This window comes from Paenibacillus aceti, from assembly GCF_003614185.1.
In the GTDB taxonomy this organism is placed as follows: Bacteria; Bacillota; Bacilli; order Paenibacillales; family Paenibacillaceae; genus Fontibacillus; species Fontibacillus aceti.
In genome coordinates this window covers 97,094-119,839 of sequence record NZ_KZ987724.1, presented here as the reverse complement: position 1 = coordinate 119,839, position 22,746 = coordinate 97,094, and the positions used below count along the sequence as shown (strand labels likewise).

At 52.4% G+C, this 22,746-nt stretch carries 16 protein-coding genes; 3 read left to right on the top strand and 13 right to left on the bottom strand.

All coding sequences use genetic code 11. The features are described from left to right. Positions 1-377 precede the first annotated feature (377 nt). Complete coding sequence (locus BFJ94_RS00485) at positions 378-1,358, top strand: alpha/beta hydrolase (protein WP_120460178.1); 981 nt, start codon at positions 378-380, stop codon at positions 1,356-1,358. Positions 1,359-1,518: 160 nt separating this feature from the next. Here BFJ94_RS00485 and BFJ94_RS00480 read toward each other — a convergent pair whose 3' ends face one another. From BFJ94_RS00480 to BFJ94_RS00470, 3 genes are all read right to left on the bottom strand, one after another. Beyond that, positions 1,519-2,115 carry a TetR/AcrR family transcriptional regulator gene (locus BFJ94_RS00480; protein ID WP_120460176.1) on the bottom strand — a complete coding sequence of 199 codons (597 nt, stop codon included), beginning with the start codon at positions 2,113-2,115 and terminating at the stop codon, positions 1,519-1,521. A gap of 5 nt (positions 2,116-2,120) precedes the next feature. Then, positions 2,121-2,753: a YigZ family protein gene (locus BFJ94_RS00475; protein WP_120460174.1), complete on the bottom strand. Its 633-nt coding sequence runs from the start codon at positions 2,751-2,753 to the stop codon at positions 2,121-2,123. Positions 2,754-2,857: 104 nt separating this feature from the next. Beyond that, positions 2,858-4,213: a glucose-6-phosphate isomerase gene (locus tag BFJ94_RS00470; protein WP_120460172.1), complete on the bottom strand. Its 1,356-nt coding sequence runs from the start codon at positions 4,211-4,213 to the stop codon at positions 2,858-2,860. A 213-nt stretch (positions 4,214-4,426) separates the two neighbouring features. Between BFJ94_RS00470 and BFJ94_RS00465 the strand changes: the two genes are divergently transcribed. Next, positions 4,427-5,323 (top strand): NAD(P)-dependent oxidoreductase, encoded by an 897-nt coding sequence (locus tag BFJ94_RS00465; RefSeq protein ID WP_120460170.1) that lies wholly within the window; start codon positions 4,427-4,429, stop codon positions 5,321-5,323. 93 nt (positions 5,324-5,416) lie between these two features. On the opposite strand, the gene ppnP is transcribed toward BFJ94_RS00465, so the two are convergent. Continuing rightward, positions 5,417-5,749 carry a pyrimidine/purine nucleoside phosphorylase gene (gene ppnP, locus BFJ94_RS00460; RefSeq protein WP_120465025.1) on the bottom strand — a complete coding sequence of 111 codons (333 nt, stop codon included), beginning with the start codon at positions 5,747-5,749 and terminating at the stop codon, positions 5,417-5,419. A 49-nt stretch (positions 5,750-5,798) separates the two neighbouring features. Then, positions 5,799-7,826, bottom strand: coding sequence for a transketolase (gene tkt, locus BFJ94_RS00455; protein ID WP_120460168.1), 2,028 nt, complete (start codon positions 7,824-7,826; stop codon positions 5,799-5,801). A 614-nt stretch (positions 7,827-8,440) separates the two neighbouring features. On the opposite strand from tkt, the gene BFJ94_RS00445 reads away from it, so the two are divergent. Next, positions 8,441-8,701 carry a hypothetical protein gene (locus BFJ94_RS00445; RefSeq protein ID WP_162944093.1) on the top strand — a complete coding sequence of 87 codons (261 nt, stop codon included), beginning with the start codon at positions 8,441-8,443 and terminating at the stop codon, positions 8,699-8,701. Between the two features lie 831 nt (positions 8,702-9,532). Here the strand turns inward: BFJ94_RS00445 and BFJ94_RS00440 are convergent. Genes BFJ94_RS00440 through BFJ94_RS00405 form a run of 8 tightly spaced genes read right to left on the bottom strand, consistent with a single transcriptional unit; the run spans position 9,533 to position 22,381 of the window. Continuing rightward, the gene (locus BFJ94_RS00440; protein WP_120460162.1) at positions 9,533-12,355 is read right to left on the bottom strand and encodes a VWA domain-containing protein; all 2,823 of its coding nucleotides are present in this window, start codon (positions 12,353-12,355) and stop codon (positions 9,533-9,535) included. After that, complete coding sequence (locus tag BFJ94_RS00435) at positions 12,339-14,429, bottom strand: BatA domain-containing protein (protein ID WP_162944091.1); 2,091 nt, start codon at positions 14,427-14,429, stop codon at positions 12,339-12,341. Before BFJ94_RS00435 ends, BFJ94_RS00440 begins: the two co-directional genes overlap by 17 nt. A 14-nt stretch (positions 14,430-14,443) precedes the next feature. Beyond that, positions 14,444-15,451, bottom strand: coding sequence for a DUF58 domain-containing protein (locus BFJ94_RS00430; protein ID WP_120460158.1), 1,008 nt, complete (start codon positions 15,449-15,451; stop codon positions 14,444-14,446). Further along, the gene (locus tag BFJ94_RS00425; protein ID WP_120460156.1) at positions 15,448-16,437 is read right to left on the bottom strand and encodes an AAA family ATPase; all 990 of its coding nucleotides are present in this window, start codon (positions 16,435-16,437) and stop codon (positions 15,448-15,450) included. Before BFJ94_RS00425 ends, BFJ94_RS00430 begins: the two co-directional genes overlap by 4 nt. Positions 16,438-16,460: 23 nt before the next feature. Beyond that, positions 16,461-18,191, bottom strand: coding sequence for a DUF8809 domain-containing protein (locus BFJ94_RS00420; protein WP_120460154.1), 1,731 nt, complete (start codon positions 18,189-18,191; stop codon positions 16,461-16,463). Then, the gene (locus BFJ94_RS00415) at positions 18,184-19,098 is read right to left on the bottom strand and encodes an ABC transporter permease (RefSeq protein ID WP_120460152.1); all 915 of its coding nucleotides are present in this window, start codon (positions 19,096-19,098) and stop codon (positions 18,184-18,186) included. Before BFJ94_RS00415 ends, BFJ94_RS00420 begins: the two co-directional genes overlap by 8 nt. Then, the gene (locus tag BFJ94_RS00410; RefSeq protein WP_120460150.1) at positions 19,095-20,024 is read right to left on the bottom strand and encodes an ABC transporter ATP-binding protein; all 930 of its coding nucleotides are present in this window, start codon (positions 20,022-20,024) and stop codon (positions 19,095-19,097) included. The genes BFJ94_RS00415 and BFJ94_RS00410 overlap by 4 nt, the downstream gene beginning before the upstream one ends. Continuing rightward, positions 20,021-22,381 (bottom strand): DUF8725 domain-containing protein, encoded by a 2,361-nt coding sequence (locus tag BFJ94_RS00405; RefSeq protein ID WP_120460148.1) that lies wholly within the window; start codon positions 22,379-22,381, stop codon positions 20,021-20,023. Before BFJ94_RS00405 ends, BFJ94_RS00410 begins: the two co-directional genes overlap by 4 nt. Positions 22,382-22,746: the final 365 nt, after the last annotated feature.

Below are 22,746 nucleotides of genomic sequence, written 5' to 3'. Positions count from 1 at the left end.
CTTGAAAATAGTACATTGGCCCCATATCAAACAAGCCTAAGACGGGCCTAAATTGTAACGAAACCAGGTATCGCTATTTGCGCCAAAAGGAGTGATTTCAAAATCTGACGAAACAGGGTATCGCTATTCATGCAGATTAGGGGCGAAATGGCCGATTTTCACCAAAATAACGATATGGTGTTTCGTTAGATTTGGATGAGTGCTGATTACACGGAAATAACGATATGGTGTTTCGTTAGAGCTACGGTGCTTTTCAAAAACCTGCATTTTTGCAGTTTTCGAGCTATTCCAGTTACTCGAGCTACCATGGCCAAACTTACATAATAGTAGTTGTGTTAGTGTCTGCTAGAATTCTCTGATATAAAGGAGCCTGAGCAATGAACGAGAGTGTGGTTCTCCAAAAGCCAAGCAAGCCCCGAAAGTCCAGGGCGAAGAAAATTATAATCATTATCGCCACTGTATTGGTTGTACTTTTTATCGGATTACTTATCTTTATCCCCTATGCGATCATGCCGATGTTCCTGGGACAGCATTATGAGCAACAGCAGTTCAATTCCTCGGACTATGGCATTTCATCAGAGCGGATCACATTGGTCACAGATGATTCTCTATCCCTCGCAGCATGGCGTACCCGCGCCGAAACGGAAACTTCCAAGGGAACTATTATTATTTTATCCGGGATACAGAACCCTTCGGTTACTGCCTTCTTTGGATATGCCAAAATGTTTGCCGACCATGGCTGGGACTCTCTACTGATTGAAATGCGAGCCCGGGGCGAAAGTGAAGGGGAAGAAATCGGCCTCGGTTTGACCGAATGGCGGGATGTCAAGGCCGGAGTTGAATTCCTTCGTGCAGACCAAGAAGTCAAAGACCTGCCCATTGTCGCACTCGGCACATCGATGGGAGGAAGTACAGTGATCACCGCCGCAGGGGAATTGCCGGAAGTAAGCGCGGTGATCTCGATCTCCGCCTTTTCCTCCTGGTCAGATGTCTTCATTTACAATATGGAGATGAACGGGATGCCGAAAGCGATCAGCGTGATGGATACTCCATTTCTCAATGCTTATCTCGGATTTCACTTCGGCTTCAATACTCTGAAGTATTCTGCCGAGAAGAGCATCGTCAAGCTGGGTGAGCGTCCGATCCTGATGATGCATTCAACAGGGGACTCACAGATCCCCTATGAACAGTTCGAGAAGCTGCTGAGCAAAGCCAAGAAGCATAATATCGACGTGACAACCTTCGTCCGTGAAGGGGATGAACACTTCGTCTGTTATGAGCAATACTCGGAGAACCCTGCCGAAGATATTGAGTTCAGCCAAGCGGTCCTTAACTTTTTAGCGGCGAAGTTCCCTTAAGTTTAAGAACATAAAAGGCCTGATTCCTTATCGGGAACTCCAGGCCTTCTATATTTTGAAATTTAGCAAATCGCATCATTACCCTATTAAATTAATGTAATACAGAAGCACAGCGATGATAGTGTAAATGGATAAAGTCCAAGTGGAAAACAAAAACGCCTCAAGACGTCATTCGGTAACTGCTCTGGCTTAACATTCTCACATGGCCTACCGCAGCGGGCATAATCTCATCAAAGGTAAGACGGTCCTGGATGTAATATGATATAAACCCATGTACCCCCAAAAACATAGTAAGCGGAAAGGAGGGATTCTGCTGCAGCGGATGCTGCTCCTCCTTCAGGAAGCGTAATGCAATCGTCTTGAACTTGTCGAAGCATTTGGCTTGCTCAGCCCGGCAATATGACAATATCTCTTCATCCCGCAGCATGAACATAATCTCATATTGATGGGGATGGTCGAGACCGAACTTAATGAACTCAAGCATCAATTCCTCGGTCTTGGTCAATCCGTCCATCATCGGTCTTCGGGTCACCTGTTCACAGAGCACTGTCAAATGATTGAAGTCTTGCATGACGATCGCATAGAATAGCTCAGCCTTTTCCTTGAAGTGATAATAGAGTGAGCCGTGGCTGTAGCCTAAATGCTGGCCGATACTCCGCATGGAAATGCCCCGATATCCTTTGGTAATAAATAAGTGTCTCGCGGCATCCATGATTCTTTCCCTTGATAATTCCTGCTCTACTGCTCTTCTTGCCATAGGCATTATTCCCCTTCGATATAATAAACCTTATTGCCTAACGTCATCGCCGCCTGTCCTTGTGTCATATCAGTCATCCAATTCATGAACTGCTCCGCCTCACTTGCAAGCGGCAAACAGTGTAAAGTGACTTTGTCCGTAAACTCAGTCTGGCCCATACGCACTCCACGGTTATGAAGCTCATTCTCCGCCTTGCCGAGCCAGGTATAATCCAGCTCCACCAGAACCTCCTGATGTAGCACCTGGGTAATCGCCTCACCCGCTTCGATCGCCGCTACTGCGCCATCCGTATAAGCGCGGATCAAGCCGCCTGCACCTAACAGAATACCGCCGAAATACCGCGTGACGACAATCGCCACATTTTTCAGATTCTGATTCTTAATCACTTCCAAAATCGGTTTGCCTGCGGTCCCACTCGGCTCCCCGTCATCCGATTGCTTCTGGATTTCATCCCGCTCGCCGATCATGTAAGCGGAGCAATTATGGGTCGCGTTCCAGTGCTTCTTCTTAATCTCTTCTACAAAAGCTATCGCTTCCTCTTCCGTCTCAACCGGCCTGATATGACCAATGAACCGCGATTTCCGGATCACGATCTCCTTATCACCGGCCTGCCTTACTGTTCTGTACCGTTCCAACATTAATATCCTCATCCTTATGAATGTGCCAAAAAGCAGCCCATCCGGTTTCCCGTAGAACTGCTTTCTGGCGTTTTATCCTCTAGTCGTCGAAGCCAGTCGTCCTTTTATTCGGACAGTCTTGCTTCCAGAGCTGCTTTTTCTTTCTCATAGCCCGGCTTGCCAAGCAGCGCGAACATATTCTTCTTGTACGCTTCAACGCCCGGTTGGTCGAACGGATTTACGCCCGACAAGTAGCCGCTGATGCCACAAGCCTTTTCAAAGAAATATACAAGATATCCGAATGAATATGGTGTCATATCAGGTACATTGACTACCAGGTTAGGAACCTGACCATCGGTATGCGCTAGCAGTGTGCCTTGGAAGGCCTTCTTGTTCACGAAATCCATCGTCTTGCCGGCCAGGAAGTTCAGTCCATCCAGATCATCCGGATCGGATTCGATCGCAATATGCTTAGCTACTTCAGTCACTTGGATGACGGTCTCAAAGATGTTGCGGTTACCCTCTTGAATGAATTGTCCCATCGAGTGCAGATCAGTAGAGAAATCGACCGCTGCTGGGAAGATGCCCTTATAGTCTTTGCCTTCGCTCTCGCCGTAGAGCTGCTTCCACCATTCGGATACATAGTGCAGGGATGGCTCGTAGTTCACGAGGATTTCCGTAACTTTACCTTTACGGTACAAGGCGTTACGCACTGCTGCATATTGATAGCTCTCATTCTCAGCGACATTCGGATTGCTGTATTCCTTAGCTGCGTCAGCTGCACCTTGCATCATCGCGTCGATGTCGATGCCGGCAACGGCGATCGGGAGCAAACCAACTGGCGTAAGCACGGAGTAACGTCCGCCTACATCATCCGGAATCACGAAGGATTCATAGCCCTCTTCGTTAGAGAGGTCCTTGAGAGCGCCCTTCTCACGGTCAGTCGTTGCATAGATGCGTTTACGTGCTTCTTCCTTGCCATATTTCTTCTCCAGTGCTGCGCGGAAAATACGGAAGGCAATCGCTGGTTCTGTAGTCGTACCGGATTTGGAGATGACATTCACGGAGAAGTCCTTGCCATCGATCAGTTCAAGCAGGTGGCTGACATAAGTGGAGCTGATATTGTTACCTGCGAAATAGATTTCCGGAGTTTTGCGTTTATCCTTAGGCAGCAGGTTGTAGAAGGAATGCGACAATGATTCGATCGCCGCGCGTGCGCCGAGGTAAGAGCCGCCGATCCCGATAACGATCAGGACTTCGGAATCGCTTTGAATTTTGGCCGCCGCTTTCTTAATGCGGGCAAATTCCTCTTTATCATATTCGGTAGGCAGGTCAATCCAGCCGAGATAGTCGGAGCCTGCACCGGTACCTTTATGTAGCTGCTCATGGGCAAGACGGATCGGTTCAGCAAAATAATCAATCTCATGCTGTCCTACGAATTCCAGAGCGTTGCTGTAATCAAATGTAACTTTTTTACTCATCTGAAACAAACCTCCATCTGTATTTATATTATCGCACAGCCTATCCACTAGAGATAAAGGTATGCCATTATCCCTCTTAAAAGATATGTTCAACAATCTTAAACTTAGGATACTGTAAAAATTCCATGAACACAAGGGCACAATATGCAGTATTCCTAGCATCATGGTAAAATGTAAATATGTTTGCAGATACTTCAAAAGAGGTGGACAATCATGAAAAAAATAGGATTTATCGGTCTTGGCACCATGGGTGCCCCGATGGCAGCAAATCTGCTTAAAGCAGGCTATGAAGTCACTGTCTACAACCGCACAGCCTCCAAGTGCGCCCCCCTTGTCGAGCAAGGCGCAGCGTTAGCTTCATCCCCTAAGGAAGCAGCCGCAGCTACCGATATAGTCATTACCATGGTTAGCGATGACAAATCGATAGAAGCTGTATATGAAGGAACGGACGGCGTGCTCGCCGGCCTTAAATCCGGCTCGATCGTCATCGACTGCAGTACGATCTCCCCAGCACTCGTGAAGCACACAGCGGCGAAGGTACAGGAACGGGAAGGCGATTTCCTCGACGCTCCTGTAACCGGAAGCTCGCCAGCCGCCATCGACGGCACACTCGTCTTCATGGTGGGTGGCCATGCCGATACGGTAGACCAGTGCCGCGACATCTTCGATGTCATGGGCAAAAAGCTTCTATACATGGGACCTAGCGGCAGCGGCGCCGTTGCCAAGATCGCTCACAATACTATCGTAGGCATCAACAACCTGGCGCTTGTCGAGGGCTTTGCCATCGCGGCCAAATCCGGCCTGCCTGTGGACAGCTTCCTCGAACTGGTACAGCTTGGCTCAGCAGGCAGCAAAGCCGCCGAGCTTAAGGGCCACAAAATCATCGAGCATGATTTCACGAACCAGTTCTCGCTTGCGCTTATGCTGAAGGATCTGAAGCTGGCTTCGTCTCTGACGGACGCTTCAGCCATCCCCGCACCGATGCTGAATCTGGCCAAGAGCCTGTTCCAGGCCGGTCAGACTGAAGGCTATGGCGACGAGGATCTATCCTCCGTTGTGAAAATATATGAAGCATGGATTGGGCAGAAGATCGGCGATAAGCAGTCCTAAGCCTAAGCCCATCTGAAACCCTATAATGGACTCGTAACCCATCACATTGTCAAAAAGGCAGGTTCAGCATACACAGCTGTTCCTGCCTTTCATTTATTTGTTCACACAGGCTGCTGAACCAAAAGAGCAGCAATAATCGGTTACGCTATGAATTCTCACCTTGAACGAGGAATGAGCAGGAACGGAAAACGTCCCCCGGCCGCTAATTTCCCGCCAGAGGGTCTCTCCGGAGAGAAGGAACTCCATCTCCCCGGAAATAACGTCGATCACTTCGAGCGAATCCGTACTGAACTCATATTCTCCGGGAAGCATGATCCCGAGTGTAATTTTGCTGCCATCCTGAAGCCATACTGTACGGCTCGTTACCTGGCCGTCAAAGTAAATGTTAGCCGCCTTCTCAACTGTTACATTTCTCCACTCCTGCATCATACTTCCCGCTCCCCTCAAAGTGTTTCCAAGCAACACGCTGTAATTTTTATTTCAATTGTTCCTTAACATGCTTAACTACATTCTCAACCGTGAAGCCATACTCGGCCACGACCTTGTCGCCAGGTGCAGAAGCCCCGAAGGTAGTGATGCCGATGATCGAGCCTTTCTCGCCGACATAGCGTTCCCAGCCGAACGGATGTGCCATCTCAACAGCAACGCGAGCCTTCACCTCCGGCAGAATGACGGAGTCCTTATAAGCTTGATCCTGTTTATCGAACAGATCCCAGCTTGGCAAGCTGACGACACGAACTTGAATGCCTTCTTCAGCAAGAGCCGCCTGAGCCTTAACCGCAAGCTGTACTTCAGAGCCTGTGGCGATGATCTGTGCTACCGGCTTGCCATCCTTCGCATCGGATACTACATAACCACCGCGCTTGATCCCTTCACGGGCAAGCTCTGCCGACTTCTCCAGAATAGGCAGGTTCTGACGGGTCAGGACGAGCGCTACCGGATTTTCCTTGTTCTCAACCGCATACGCCCATGCAGCAGAGGTCTCATTGCCATCGGCAGGACGAATGACAGTCAGGCCAGGAATGATGCGCAGGGAAGCCAATTGCTCGATCGGTTCATGCGTTGGGCCATCTTCGCCGACAGCGATACTGTCGTGAGTCAATACATAAGTGACCGGCAGCTTCATCAAGGCTGCCAGACGTACAGCAGGACGCAGATAATCGGTAAATACGAAGAACGTACCGCCGTATATCTTCAAGCCGCTATGCAGCATAACGCCATTCATCGCTGCGGCCATACCGAACTCGCGTACCCCGAAGTAAACATTACGTCCGGCGCGAGTGTCCGGGGTATACATTTCAAGTCCGTCCAGGTGAGTCATCGTCGAGCTCTCGAGGTCAGCGGAACCGCCCAGCAGCTGCGGCACACGGCCTGCGAGACCATTCAAGGCCTTACCGGAAGCGACACGAGTCGAGATTGCCTTGTCCTCAGCGCTGTATTTAGGAAGATCAGCGTCCCAGTCCTTAGGCATGTCACCAGCCACAGCCGTCTCAAATTGTGCTGCCAGCTCAGGGTATTGCGCTTTATATTTCGCAAAAGCTGCATCCCATGCTTGATTAGCAGCACTCCCCTGCTTCTTCACTTCAGCGAAATGCTCACGTACCTCTTCAGGAACATAGAAGTCTTCTTCATATACCCATTTGTAAAATTCCTTGGTCAGCTTGGCTTCTTCAGCGCCGAGCGGCGAGCCGTGCGTACCGCCATGTCCGCCCTTGCCTTGCTTGTTCGGGCTGCCATAGCCGATGACTGTCTTCACTTCAATCAGAGTAGGACGCTCTGTGTCAGCCTTGGCTTCTTCAATCGCTGCCGCAAGCGCGTCCAGATCATTACCGTCCTTAACGAGCAGTGTCTGCCAGCCATAAGCGTCGAAACGTTGTCGTACATTCTCGGAGAAGCTGAGGTTCAGCTTGCCATCCAGCGAAATATCATTGGAGTCATACAGGAAGATCAGCTTGCCCAGCTTCAAATGCCCAGCCAGAGAAGCCGCTTCGCTCGCTACGCCTTCCATTAGATCGCCATCGCCGCAGATGCCATAAGTATAGTGATCGATGACTTTGAAATCATCTTTGTTATATGTCGCAGCTAATTGAGTCTCAGCCATTGCCATGCCGACAGCCATCGAGAGCCCTTGCCCCAATGGACCTGTAGTCGCGTCAACCCCGGCGGTATGTCCCCATTCCGGATGACCTGGGGTTTTGCTGCCCCATTGACGGAATTGCTTAAGATCCTCTAGAGAGAGATCATATCCGCTCAGGTGCAGCAAGCTGTAGAGCAGCATCGAGCCATGGCCTGCGGACAGCACGAAGCGGTCGCGGTTCACCCAAGTCGGATTCTCCGGGTTATGATTCATCGTCTTGGCGAATAATTGATACCCCATCGGCGCGGAGCCCATCGGCATCCCTGGATGACCGGATTTCGCTTTCTCGATCGCGTCGATCGCAAGCGTACGAATCGTCGTAATCGACAGATTTTCAATCGTGTTGTTATTGTCTGACACTGGCATTTTATTTCCTCCTTATGAATGAAGAGATACAACTTATGCAGTTGAACATGACCTTCTTTTCACAAAACATTCATTTTGAAAAAATCATTTTGACTTTATTCATTATATCACCTCAAGCCTACCTTTTCCATACCATTATTTCCATTCCCCGCCCAAGGAATTACGCAATTTGCAAAGAGGCTTCACCGGACTCTGACGGGGCTTTAATCTGGCCCCTAATCGGGACAGCGACTGGCCCCTTGACCGAGCACCTGGACTTTGACTGGACTCCATCGGGACAGCGACTGGACCCTTGACCGAGCACCTGGACTTTGACTGGACTCCATCGGGACAGCGACTGGACCCTTGACCGAGCACCTGGACTTTGACTGGACTCCATCGGGACACCGATCGGACTCTGACCGGACCCTTGACCGAGCTCGGATCCAGACTCCAATCTGGATTCCAATCCATATCTCGATCCGAACTCAATCCGAACTCAATCCGCCCCCCAAATCCGACCATTCCGAACCTAATTCGCTCTCAATTCGCCCCCGATCCGGACCCCCGATATCGTGGAAATAGGATGAAGGCGCGGGGCGAGTGCGCCCTCCGGTTTAAACGGATCATTGTTGGTGCAGTTAATTGCACATTCTACACTTATTTTGGCGGGTGATGAGGTAGATCAACTTTTAGCAGCATTTTATACACTTAAAATCACCCTTTTCGCCGGACTCAAGAAAAACACCTTTTTAACTGTACTTTTTGCAATTAAAGTAAGGCTAGAGCTGATTTGTGACCGTATAGATGTACTTTATGCAATTAGCGCCTACATTGTGGAACTTGGAACCCCTTCGTCCGAATCGTTCATTTGGCAAGCTGATGCACCTAGCTGAATTTGAAGCTATATCACCAGCGAGATTTGAAAATAATTATACTCTAATAGAGGCTATGTATGGTACGTATGACGATGGATAGATTATAAGTGCTAGTATGCAACTATATAACCCCACAATTCCCCGAATATGAGATACAAGTGCATTTCTGCAACTATTCAGGTGGATTTCCTTTCGATTTGAGCTTAACTAAGGAAATAGTTGCATGTGCGCAGTTATTCTCTGATTTTATAGCAACTCTCCCGGGAATAAGTGTATTTCTGTAACTATCAGTAAGTAACTTATCCAGTGGGGACTTGCTCAGGGATACGCCACCAATCCATCAACTGATAGATCTGTTCGCGCTTCATAGTATCTCCCAATGTACGGTGCTTCGCTGCATGACGGCGGTCGGTCGACCAGAGAAAAAGGCTCTAGTTACTAGGAGGAAATATTGCGGAATTACGGCGTTCTTGCAAGTGTTGGAGTAACCCCCAACCTATCCAGCAGAGAAGTCTGGTGATACGTAGTAACACGAACCGCGCTAAGAAGGGTCACCGAAAGTTGTGACGAAACTGGGTAGTGTAATTCCGATTCCGCAAAATAACCACTTCAACGGGTTGTTGATGAATGGATGCTCTGTAGAAGATGGAAACGTGCTAGCCCTAATTTTGTAACGAAACTGGGTAACGCTATTAGCGTCAAAAAAGGCGAATTACAAATCTAACGAAACTGGATATCGCTATTGAGGCAAATTACTGGCTTAAACCCGATTTCATGAAAATAGCGATATGGTGTTTCGTTAGAATCTAATTCCCCTCATTTTAGCGAAAATAACGATATGGTGTTTCGTTAGAGTTGGATGGCCCTGTTTTGGGGCCAGAAACAGCGGCAGCGGCGGGACAAATGTCCGCCGCTGCTCTGCTCTAGCGCTGGCCGCGCCGCTTGGCGCCAAGCAGTCGGCCCAGCGCATCCCCCGCTGGCGCCATAAAAGGCGGCTGCGCGCGACTTACGCGCCGCCAGCCGGGCCAGCCCGGCGTCCGCCCCAGGCGGGACGCCGGACGGTGCCGCCGCGCGCGCTCCGGCGCGGCGACGCCACGGCCGCAGATGCTCCGCGATGCGACCCCAGGGCAGCGACATCCGCCGCACGGCGATGTCGGCCAGCCATAGCAGGAGCGCCGCGATCAGCAGCGGCCGCTCCCAATCGCGCGGCTCGGCATAGCCCGCCGCGCTGTAGCGAAGTGCCTGCTCCGGCTGATCCCAGCTCAGCACCCGTCCTCCGGACAGCTCGGCTAGCGCGCTCAGCTTCTCCTGCCCATTCCCGGAGGTAAGCAGATACTCCGGCGAATAAGGAACGACGAAGCCGCTTCCTGCGCCATAGCTCTGCCGCTCACCATCCACACCGCCTTGCAGCTGCACCAGAAAAGTCCCCGGATCGCGAACCTCCATCGCCCCGGTGTAGATTCCCGGCGACGACTGGACGAGCGTCACCCGCTGCTCATCAGCCGTCTCTGAGCTAACGACCGCTTCCAGCTTCTCAGGTAGCGTCGTCGCCTCGCCTTCCGCCCGGACCTCGAACTGCACCCGATTGCCCTCGACGGACGTATTCACCGCATAATCCGAAGCGGTGAACTGTGGCAGCGTCCACTTCACCATCTCCGTGAACACCTCCGCAAAATGAGACCAGCCGACCCAGTCCTTAGACCACTTCCCGGTCATATCACTAGTCCAGGCGACCGAACGGCCTGAACCATATTGCCAACGCGCCAGCAAAGGATCGGATTCGGGACTGGTCAGAACCGTCTGTGCAGTCGTCTTCGCTGTAGTCGCCACATAGCCATTAATCTGCGGCAGGCCTCCAGAGAATAAGGACTGCCAGTCACCAGGCTGCACAAGCGCAGGAACAAAAGGCTTGTTCACAATATACGTCCTCGCCACCATCGCCGCCTCGCGACTAAAAATCGTCGGCAGTGTCGTCGCATCCTGCACGTAATAATAGCGACCCTTGGCCCCATCCGCCAGCATTTGCAGCAAATTCACATCCGCCCCCTCGCCGACCGCCACGGTGGACATCGTTATTTTCTCATCCAACATCGTCTTCAGCAGATCATTATAGCCAGAATTCCCCGCGGATTGCCCATCCGTTAACAGAATAATATGCTTGCGCTGCGCTTCCACCTCGAGCATCTTCGCCGTCGCATCCGCGACCGCAGGATAAATATCCGTTCCCCCCGCACTAGGAATACCGTTGATCTGCGATAGTACATGCTCTTTATCCTTCAGCACCTGTGGCTCTACAACCCACCATGGACGATCATCGAAGGCGACAACGCCCACCGTATCCTTCGCCCGGAGCAGTTCAACCGTCCGCATCGCCGACTCTTTGGCCAGCTTCAGCTTATCGCCATCCATGCTTCCCGAACGGTCGATCACCAGAATCAGGCCGAGGGAGGGAATCTCCCGTTTGCCCTCCAGCTCCATCGATACCGGCAGCAGCTTCTCGATCGGCGTCTTGAAATAGCCGCCCATTCCGTAGCTCTCCTCACCGCCGATCATGACGAAGCCGATTCCATACGAGCGTACCGCTTGCTCAATCAGCTCCATCTGCTTGCCGCCGACCTGTTCACCGGACACATTATTGAACACGATACTGTCATATCCCGCGTACTTGGCCAGCTCCAACGGCAGCAGCCCCGGAGCAATCACCTCATGATCGATCAGACTGGACTTAAACGCATTGACCAAATTGACGCTAGTATTCGCTTGACCTTCCACGATCAGCACATGGGGACTACCGGTTACCCTTGTAAAAGCATAGGACGTATTATTCGCCGCCTGCTCATCGCCAGAGACGAAGATTTCGGCCCGATAGCGATGCATCCCGGTCTGTCGCGCCAAGCCCTGCAGCGCCACCCGATTCTCCCCGCGTTCCAGCGTCAGCTTCGTGCGGCCGATCTCCTCATTATCTTCATATAGCCTCAGCTCGCCTTCTCCGGCAAAAGTGCTCTGCACCACGACCTCGAAAGTGAACGACTCGGCCTGATACAGCTTGTCCGGCATCTGAAAAGAATGGATCGCTGCATCCCGGACCGCCTGTCGCTCACTCGGCAGCACATCGAGCACGATTCCCCATTCCTTCAGCAAATTGGCAGCGAACCGCATATCCCCCACATTTTCTTCCCCGTCTGAAATCAACACGATCCGTCCGTTACTCTGGCCGCCACGCCCACTGAATAAGCTACCAGCCAGCTGCAGACCCTGCTCTAAATTCGTATACTGCGAATTCACCGCCGTCTTCGAGCTTGTATTTGCTGACCAGCCCGAATCCAGACTCTTCTCAACCACCGCATCAAGTCCAGTTGAAACCATAGCGAGCCTATCCCGCGGGCTCTTGCCCTCGGCCGCCGCATTCATCCAGCTCAGCGTCTGACCGTCCTCTGGCATACTTGCCGAACGATCGACGACGAAGACCAACTCCTTGTCATACACCATCCTGAAGGTGTGGAATCCAGACATCACCAGCACGAGCAGAATAACCACCGTCATCCTTAAGCCGATCGCCCATCTTCTGCGCCCGCCGCTCAATCTGAAATCACTGCGCAAGGCATACACCGCGAACGCCACCACGGCTATCATAAGAAGCAAGAACCAGGGATGCTCAAATTGAACGCCCACGTTGATACACCCCCCATTCCGCAAAAATAACCAGAAAAGCAAGCAACGCCAGCAAATAGGCAAGCGGATACCTGTCCGAAAAATCACCCTGTCCGCGTTCCGTCCGAGTATCTGCATCCGTTACCGAGCCAGGGCTACCCGCCGTTCCATCATCAGCGCCAGCTGCGGATGGCTCCGACTTATCCCCCGCCGTTAATTGCAACGGCCAGGCCGCTTGCACAGCCGACTCCAGCGGACTCGCCGTCGTCTGCAAATAATAGCTTGCCAGCTCGGTACCATTTACATCACGCAGCTGAAACCGCCATAACCCGGGCACCGCCGGGGCGGTCTGCTCCGCCAGCACAAGGCCGTCCTTCATCTCGGCAGGAATATCAGTAACTCCATTTGTCGCCGCATATCCCCCGATGGCTGTCCAGACTCCCTGCTGCGCCTCCGCCGCAACCGGAATCGACACCTTCGCTTCGACCATAGCTCTGCCTAGGCCCGCCGCGCGCCCCGATTGCAGCCACTCTACCGCATTATTCACCAAAATCGGAAATTCAGGGCGAAGCGGCAGATCACTGTCCTCAAGCGCGAACAGAAATCCCAGCCGTGCCACCCCTGCTTCATTACCTGCATAAATCGCCGGCAGACCGCCTATTTCCATAATTGACTTTCCCCAAGCGGGCAGCGGCGATTTAGACAGCGTAGCCGTCGGCGAATCCTTGATCGTAAAATAACGGGTCACCGGATGATTCTCGATCTTCAGTTCCCCATTAGGTGGCTGAACCTTGTCCTCCTTCCCGCCGATCGTCCATAACGGAGTGCGAGATATTAGCTCGGACCACGGGCTTTGCTGCAAATAATCAGGCGCTTGGCCATCCACGACCATGATATCCGGGGTTCGTTCCGGAAGCTTGGGCACTTCAGAAGCCCCAGTCTCGCCCCCATCGTCAGGATTCATTCGGGTCACACTCGCTCCAGCGAGCTGTAATGCCTTCTCCAGAAACAGATTGCCGCGCGAGAACAACAGCACTTGAGGAGCGCGATGCTGCCCGGAAAAAGCAAAGGCCTCATTATCCAGCGCATAGCTGTCTCCTGGACTCAGCGAGAGCCGGTAAACCTCAGCCGCAGGCAGATCCGCAAAGCTTACCGTTAGCGATTCCTCTGCCCCAACTACCGCTTGCTGCGAAGCTAACAGACGCTCATCCCCGTACAGATTTAATTCAGCCTCCAAAGCGTGACCACCATAATTACGAACTACAGAGACTCCTTCTACCGTCTCGGCCGCCGGGTTACTCTTCACCCCGAATTGTTCGATGGAAGCATTGCCGGGCGCTGCATCACCGATCATTACTACATTCACGGGCACATCCAATGGAATATCATCAGACCGCTCCAGCCAACGCCCATCGGTAAAAATAACCAGCCGTGCTTCAGCATCCTCCTTCGTCATCGCCGCTGCGAGCGACAAGGTCTCACGATATGCGGATACCCCGAAATCGGGAGTCAGTTCCGAGATCGCCTGTTTCCACTTGCCCCGGTTCGTCTCCCGCGATAAAATCACCTGCGGCTTACTGCCCAATTTGAGCAGCGTCAGCTCGCTCTTCCTGTTCAGGGAAGCCGTGAATTCACTCAATTCCTCCTTCAGCTGATCCATCGCACTCACCGTTCCCGTCTGACCAGAATTCTGGCTACTCCGCTGCTCCAAGCCGAATCCTGCTGTCGCCTGTTGGTCAGACTCCATCCCGTTCTGGACTCCCTGCGGACCATCCGTCTGTTCATTCAAGATCATGCTCATGCTGGCCGAGGCATCGACGATGACCACGGTATGCTTGCTGCCGCCTTGAACCCAAATATATGGCGCCATCAGAGCGAAGACGAGCAGAGCAGCTACGAGCAGCTGCAGCCATAGCAGCAGACGGTTCTGTAGCTTCTGCCAGGGCCGGTTCGCCTCGATGTTGCGGAGAACATGATTCCATAGCAGATGGCTGGATACCGTCGTATCTATGTATTTTCGCTTAAACAGATACATCAATAGAATGATCGGAATCGCCAGACCGAACCATAGCCCGGACCACAGCCCTATCCCCATGTCTCTCCCCTCCTTTAACTGCCGATAGCCCCTGTCTTGCGCAGAACTTCGATCATCCCCCTCTCCAGGGACCGATGGCATGGAGCCAGTACATAGCGGACCCCACGTTCGCTGCAAAGTCGGGAAATATCCCCTAAATAGCGCTCCAGCGCCTTTTTATATCGATCCAGCACCTTGCCGGTAATTGCGACTTCTTTGCCTGTTCCAAGCTCAATGTCAACCAGCCGCAGGTCTCCGCTTAGTCGGGGATTAAGCTCATCCTCAGACAGCACATGGACGAGTACAACCTCCTGCCTCGCCGCTTGCAGCCGTGACAGACCTTGCTCCAGCTCTTCCACGCCGCCCTCCAGCCATAGATCCGAGAAAATCCAGGTCATTCCCGGCTGCCGCGGTATGAACTGCGCACTGCTCAAGGCACCGGCCATACTTCCAGTCGCTCCGGCCTTCGCCGCCTGAATGAAAGAAAATAACTTCACCGCAGCTGGCTTACCGCGTAGCGGCGGAAGCCAGGCCTCCACTTTGGAATGATATAGATAGGCCTGGACCCGGTCAGAACCAGCCAAGGCCATATACCCAACCGCTGCGGCCAGCCGCTTGGAATAGAGGAGCTTGGAATCTCCGCTAGTCCCCCGAACTGACGAGACTATGCCACCGGACTCTCCTCCGCGCGATGATCCCTCAGCCGAAAACTGCGCTCCCGTAATTTTTTCACGCGGCGCTGCATCTCCCGCTCCCCGATGATCCATAGAGGCAGATACATCTATATACAAGCTGACAGGCAGCTCTTGTTCATCCCAATATTGCCGTACAAAAGGACGACCGGTCCGCGAGTAGACGCTCCAATCGAAGCGGCGGATATCATCACCGGGAGAATACTGCCGATAATCGGCAAATTCCAGCGATGCGCCGAAGCTGCCGGAACGACGTTTCCCCTGGGCCATCCCACGCACTCTTCTCTCCGACATGATCGACAGTCGTTCTAATCTCGGCAATAGCGCCGGTGGCAACAAATGCTCCGTCATCTTGAACTCTCCAGCTGCTCTACAATGTCCTGGATCAGCTGATCGGTTGATATCCCCAGCGCCTGTCCTTCAAAATTAAGGAACAGCCGGTGGCGCAGCACCGGAATAGCGACCGCCGCCAGATCCCCGGTCGATACATGCCAGCGTCCCTTACAAAGCGCTCTTACCTTGGCGATGGCGACCATCGACTGGATTCCGCGCGGCCCCGAGCCGTAGCTGACATACTTACGGATCGATTCCGGAGCCGAGGCCTCCTCGGGATGCGTCATCATCAATAGAGAAATCCCGTAATCCAGCACCTCATCAGCGAGCAGAATCTCCTTGGAGGCCTGCCGAATCTCCAGCAATTGTTCCGCTGTCGCCCGCTGCTCCGCATGGGGCTGTTCTACGGATGTCGTACGATGCACGATCTCCTTCAATTCCTCCGGTGTAGGATAGCTCACGTTAATCTTTAACATGAAACGGTCTAACTGGGCCTCCGGCAAAGGATAGGTGCCTTCATTCTCCAGCGGGTTCTGCGTTGCCAGCACGAAGAATGGCTGCGGCAAGCGCCGGGTCTCTCCGCTAACCGTCACCGTCTGCTCCTGCATCGCCTCCAGCATCGCACTCTGCGTCTTCGGTGTGGCCCGGTTGATCTCATCAGCCAGCACGATCTGGCTGAACACCGGCCCCGGCTGGAACACCATCTCATTCGTCCCCTGCGGGCCGAAGCGGATGACATTCGTCCCCGTAATATCACTCGGCATCAGGTCAGGGGTGAACTGTATCCGCGAAAAGGATAAATCCAGCGTATCTGCAATCGTACGGACGAGCATGGTCTTCCCGAGTCCAGGAATCCCTTCCAGCAAAGCATGTCCCCCAGCAAAAATACACCAGAGCAGCTGCTCGACAACCTCCTCCTGACCGACAATGACCTTGCCGATCTGCTCCCGCACCGCAGAGATCGTATCTCTCCAGACCAGAGCCTGTTCCTTCGTATCCGGCATTATTTATTCCTCCCTCTCCTCTTCTACCTGCCCGGATCTATCTCCATGAAATAACGCTCCACAAGCCCCTGCATGCTCTGCGGCAGTTCACTTCTCTCCAGCGAGCGCTTGGCTTCTGAGGCATAATCACTATACACTTCCTCATATGGACGGCTTACTCCATCAAACACAGGCGAATTCCCGCCCTTTTGCACCTGTCCGCCCGAGGTCGGGCCGCCATCATTCTGAATATTTCCGCTGCCTTTGTACTCACGGGGCGTAGTGACCAGACTGCGACCGCCGCTGCCCAGACCTGCTCCGGAGCCGCCGCTGCTGTCGCCGGCTCCTGCACCATTTCCGGTCCCGGCTCCATTTCCGCTACCGCCCCCGGCTTCAGCGCCATTCGCACCGCCTGCGGCAGAGCCGCTACCCTCAGCCGCCCCGGAACCGTCAGGCGTATTGCCAGAGGCAGCGCCGGAAGCCCCCTCCGAGGGCGAGCCATTCCCATTCCCGCTCGATCCATCCGGGTCAACCTCACCGCCAGTACCACTTGCGGCTGCTGAAGCCAATTGCTCGGCCAGTCCGCCCATACTCCAGCTATCCGCGACCGCCATGCCCGCAGCATTCATATCCTGCGCCAGGCCGATTCCCTGCTTGGCCAGGGCCGAAGCCAGCTGCGCGGCTGCCGCGCTCTGCTGCGAAAGAGCCGAAGCGGCGTTGGCATTCTCTTCAGCCAACTGCTTCAATTGCTCCATCGCCTGCTCCAGCTCCTGCGAATCGTCGGCATTCAGCGCCGCAGCCACTTGACTCAGCGCTTCAGCCAGTCGCTTCGCATCCTCATCCTTTTGCGGCGCCGCTTCGGCCAGTCCTTGAAGCTGGTCAGCGAGCTTTTGCTTCTCTGCCTGACTCATCTCCGGCAGACGGGACTTCAACTGGTCCAGCTCCTGCTTGGCCTCTTCGGCCTGATTTTGCTGCAATGCCTTAGCAAGGCTTGAGGTCGACGGATTCGCCTGCCACATGTCCAGCCATGCTGTGCGCTCCTGCTGCTGCAGATTCAGCCTGTCCGACATTTCCTGCAGCGTCTTCATCGACTGCTCCAGCGCTTCCAGCGACTTCTCTCCTTGTCGGCTCTCCGCTAATGCCTGGCGCAGCTTCTGCAGCTCTTGATCCAGAGCCGCCTTATTCAAGGGATCAAGCGGCTGATGGGCCAGTTCCTCTATTTTTTCGTCTGTCTCCTTCACTTGCGCTTTGACCCAAGCTCGTTCCTGCTTCTGTCTGTCGATGACATCATTCATCTCGTTCGGCAGCAGGACAAGCGCAACGATCACTGCACATCCGACTCCATATATCAGCCACCATTTTGGCTTAATTGAGAAGGGTAGATTCTGCTTGATTTGCTGGATGAATCTTGCACCGTATTCCTCGGCCTGCAAGCGCTGTTGCAGCGCCAGCATACTATCCGATTCAGCGAAGGACAGAGCGGTCACCATTAAATCCTCGGCTTCCCCGCTCTGCTTCCATTGATCCATCGTCCGGGCAGTCATCCGATCAGATACCGGGCTGAGCCAGCCCCAGAGCCAGCCGAGCGACGGACCGAGCAGCAAGCCACTGGCTGCGTAAATCCATAGCGACTCAATCGGCCACAGACGACCTGCGAGCAGGCAGAGTATCGCAGCGGCCAGGCCAGCCAAACATCCGGGCCTCACCTTTGTCCACGCCTGCAACCATTTCAACCGTTTACGGACAATATCAAGCTGACGGTATATGCTATCCAAGCTGCTCTCCCCCTGGATTCGAACGCTTCCTGCGTCGTCTGACCGGACGGATATAGCGGATCGCAAGCCATAGCATCAGCACGATAACTACACTGTAGACGATAATAAACTCGAGCCACAGCTCGATCGGCGCACCTGCCCCCATATTTCCGCCGCTGAACAGGAAGGCCGACTTGGAGAAGGACGGCTCGAAAATACTGATTAGCGCCCCGCCCGGATTCAGTCCGAGTATATAGCCGACCCAAGAGTAGTCCGGGCCTTGAGCTGACGAAGGGATATAGCGCGCCTGCGCCATGCCCATCGCGAATAAATAGATCAGTCCTGTACCGAGAAAAATCATTAATCCGACCCCATAGGTCACGATGACCGCTATCATCGTCCGTTTGAATAAGGTCGAGAAGAATATACCTAGCGAGCCTAGCATCAGCATCACGAACAAATAGAATAGAAACAAGACAAACAGCTGCTTTGGAGAAACCCCGCCATATAAAAAGACAATGCTATATACCGGCAAAGTAGCCACGATCAACAAGGTCATGAAGCTGAGCGAAGACACCAGCTTGCTCAGAATAATCGTCGCCGAGCTCTGCTGGGTCGTCAGCAGCATACCGAGCGTCTGCTTCTCCCGCTCTCCGCTGATGACGCCCGCCGTCAGCGCCGGCGTCATGAAGGCGATCATCACTAATTGGGCAAAGCTGAGCACGTAGAAGATCATCCGGCTAACTGTGGGGTCAAAACGTCCCGAGCTGCCCATGCCATTGGACGTTAATACATAGATGATACCCATGGCCAAGAAGCCCATCACCAACACATAAGCAAGCAGCGCTACCGCAGAGCGGGGAGTTCTCATACGCAACCGGAATTCTTTATCCAACACAGGGTTAATCAGCATACCTCGCCAATTCATTCGTAGCTCCCCCCTTTCGTAATCTCCAGGAATACATCTTCTAGATTCGTCTGTGCTTCATTGAAGGAGACGATCTGGAATCCGGCTGAGATCATCCTGGCTAACAATTCAGCCTGCTCAAGATCCCCGCCGCTGAAATGAATATGCACGCCAGTAGCATCGCTATATACCTGACTGACATAGGCTTCGTCCTTAAGCCAGGTGCTGAACCGCTCCGTCTGATCGAGCATGCGGATGTGGAGAACTCTTTTCACCCTTAGACGGTTTTGGATATCTGCGACCTTCCCTTGAGCGACCATTCTGCCGTGTTCAATGACCCCGATCTCATCCACCATCTCCGCCAGCTCCGGCAAAATATGCGACGAAATAATAATCGTCTTGCCCATCAGCTTCAACTCTTTAAGAATTTCCCGCATTTCAATGCGTGCCCTCGGGTCCAGCCCTGAAGCCGGCTCGTCCAGGATCAGCACCTCGGGATCATGCACGAGACAACGCGCCAGGCAGAGGCGCTGCTTCATCCCGCGTGACAAGCTGTCCACATAGCTGTCGATCTTGTCGCTCAGATTGACCAGCTCCAGCAGCTGCGGAATCAGCTTATTCCGCTCACTCCTGGGGATGCCATAGCTAGCTCCATAGAAATGTAAGTACTCCGTCGTCTTGAACTGATCATATACCCCGAAGAAATCCGGCATATAGCCGATTCTTTTGCGAACCTCATGCGGATGCTGGACGACGTCATAGCCCCCCACTTTAGCCGTGCCGGATGTAGGCAGCAGCAGTGTTGCCAGAATCGACATCGTCGTTGTTTTGCCCGCTCCGTTAGGGCCTACGAATCCGAATACCGTCCCTTTATCGATCTGAATATTGACCTCGTCCAGTGCATGAAAGCTGCCGTAGATCTTCGTCAAATTATGAATTTCAATCATGGGCTCACCTTGCCTTTCACGGAGATCCTCGGAATATCAAAGCCGCCCCATTCCTCTGTCGTAACAGCAACTCTCACTAAGGCTCCATTTTGAATATAGTCAGCTAGATGGTCGGATATTGTCACTTCGCCCTTGTTCCAGCTTATCTCCTCCCACTTCGTCTCCTTGAAATTCCATATCATCGTCTTGGTATGCTGACCGGGATCATTCTGCTGCAGCTTCAGTGAGGAATAATCAATCTGGCCCGCCATCGGCAGAGTGAATTCAAACTGCACTTCGCCCTGTTCCATATGGATCCTTTCACCACCGTTCTCCAAATCCCAGTTCGAAGTCGATATCGCCGCGACTTGTGCAGGAATATAACCATAAGGCACAATAATCTCGTTGGTCTGATCAGGCTTGAATTGCACTTTTACAGGCTGCACCCACAGATTCAGCTGTTCCGTATCGGGATTTTTCCCATTCACTTGATAACCGTCAAGACTATCCTTGCTCCAGGCTAGCAGCATATTGTTTGACTCACCTAAGCTCTGTCCTAACAGCCCATCAATCATGGCGCGCTCTCTATTCTTCTCATCCCGGCTGGAATAAGGGAATAGAGTCGTCGAATAGTTGTTAGAAGCACTTGGAACATATTTCGCGGGAATTTGCACGGTTTGATCCTGCTTAAGCTCTCCAAGGCTATACACATTTCCTCCCAGAATCAAGGCCGCATCACTAAGATCCCGATCCAGACGATTGGTTACACTGCCCTGGGCAATCCCGTTCTGATCAGGATGAACCTCGATCTCTAGTGCGCCATAATCCCCAGTCTGTTTTGCGATCCATATTTTAGCCATCGAACGATGGGTCATGTCCTTCAGCTTGAGCGTTGTCACACCATCTTGCTGACGAATTAACTGTCTGTTAATCCCTTCTTCTCCTCCACCAGAGATATAACCATCCTCGCGTTTACTCATCAGATGGACCTCTCCGGGAAGTTCCAACTCATAATTGCCGCCACGAGGTACGAATATGGCTGAGCCTGTGGTTTTCATCCCTTGTCCCTTGCCGTCTAATTCCACCATATTCAGGGTATGCGCCTGCAGAGAGGTTTTCCCCGAAGTGCCGGTCACATAGATACTTCCACTCACCAGGATAGCGATGATGGGAATAAGGAACCAGGCCCATTCACGCCGATCAAATCTCTTAAGTACATAGTAGAGTACAGGAGCTACTAATACGGCATAGCCAATCAGCGACCAGAAGAATAATGAGAAAGGCGGTAGAGCCAAGGATGGAAAATAATTCAGGTAATTATCCATATAACTCTCGATATCCGGATAAGATCTGTTCCGATCTTTAATCGTGCTTGCCAGCTTGCCCTTAAGCAGGTTATTCCAGAAGTCGGCATGACCTGACCAGCTATGAACTGGCTCAGTCGCCAGATCATAGGCTGCATAGAATACCTTGCCCTTGCCGAGCGACCAGGAGGCGACTAACGGCCCGTCCTCATATCTGACGAGACTATCCGCTCCATCCTTCAATTGAGCTGTTGATAGAGAGATCGCATGCTCCAGCTTCAGCGCCTTGCCAGCCAGCTTCTCCATTTCAGGCAGCGCTCTCGCATCGGTTGTTCCCTTATATTCAACGGGCGATAGGGCTTCCAAGCCCTTGGCCGTCTTCGGGTAACTCGGCCCGCCGGATAATACAAGAATTCCACCCTGATGTACCCAGGCCGAAATAGCCTGCTTCGTCTGCTCCTTCAACGTATCGGAGGCAAAATTGTTCAGGAATAGAACGTCAACGGAAGATAGCATGATCCCCTCATCCGGTATTTGCTCGCCGCTTAATGGCAAAACCTGAAGTGGATCGTTCTGATTATTCAGTAAATTCATGAAATTAAGACTATCTGGATCGGAAGCCAGCTGCCCAATGAACACTCCATTCGTCGGTTGAGATTCGACGTAGGCTTGTCCCGACTTAAAGGCGATATGTTTTCCTGATTCAACTGAGCCCTTATAGAAACGAATTGAATTGCTATTCTTGTCAAAGTAATTCCCCACAATGCCGAAGGTGATCTGCTTGGCGGTCCCTGCCGGCAAATCAACCTTCTTCACATAGGACTGACGCCCCCCGAAATTCGGGTTCTCCATTTGAACTACGACTTCGCCGCTAATATCCTCATCACTCTTCAAAGTAATTGTCAGAGGCGTCCACTTATTATGTTTATAGCTTCCGCCATAACCGATCTCGCTCTCTATGCTGATATTGGGATTTGCTGCATGAGCAGTCATCGGGCTCCCCCACAGAATCGAGACTACGATGAACATGCTTAATATTAGCGTATGCATTCCTCGCTTGAATGAAATATACAAATGCTTCTCCCCTCTCAACTAGCTTCTTCTTCATTCTTTTATTATGGAAGTTAGTCTGATCGCTGTACATCCCTCTTACTGCCGCAATAATTGGAAACCTGCCTGCCGATTTCACTCTAACGACAAGGTATCGCTATTGGGATCAATGATCGGCTTAAAGGCAGTATTCCTCATAAATGACGATATAGAGTTTCGTTAGAAAGTTCCTCTGGCTCAATCATATAACGAGGCAAGCAGGCATAATGTTACTTGATTCGCGATTTGCGGACAAAGGCTGACACACTATCTGCCTCACCTCAACAAAACAACCGTCTAGCAAGTCAATGATGGTTTGCTAAGACGGTTGTCGATGATATATAAATGAG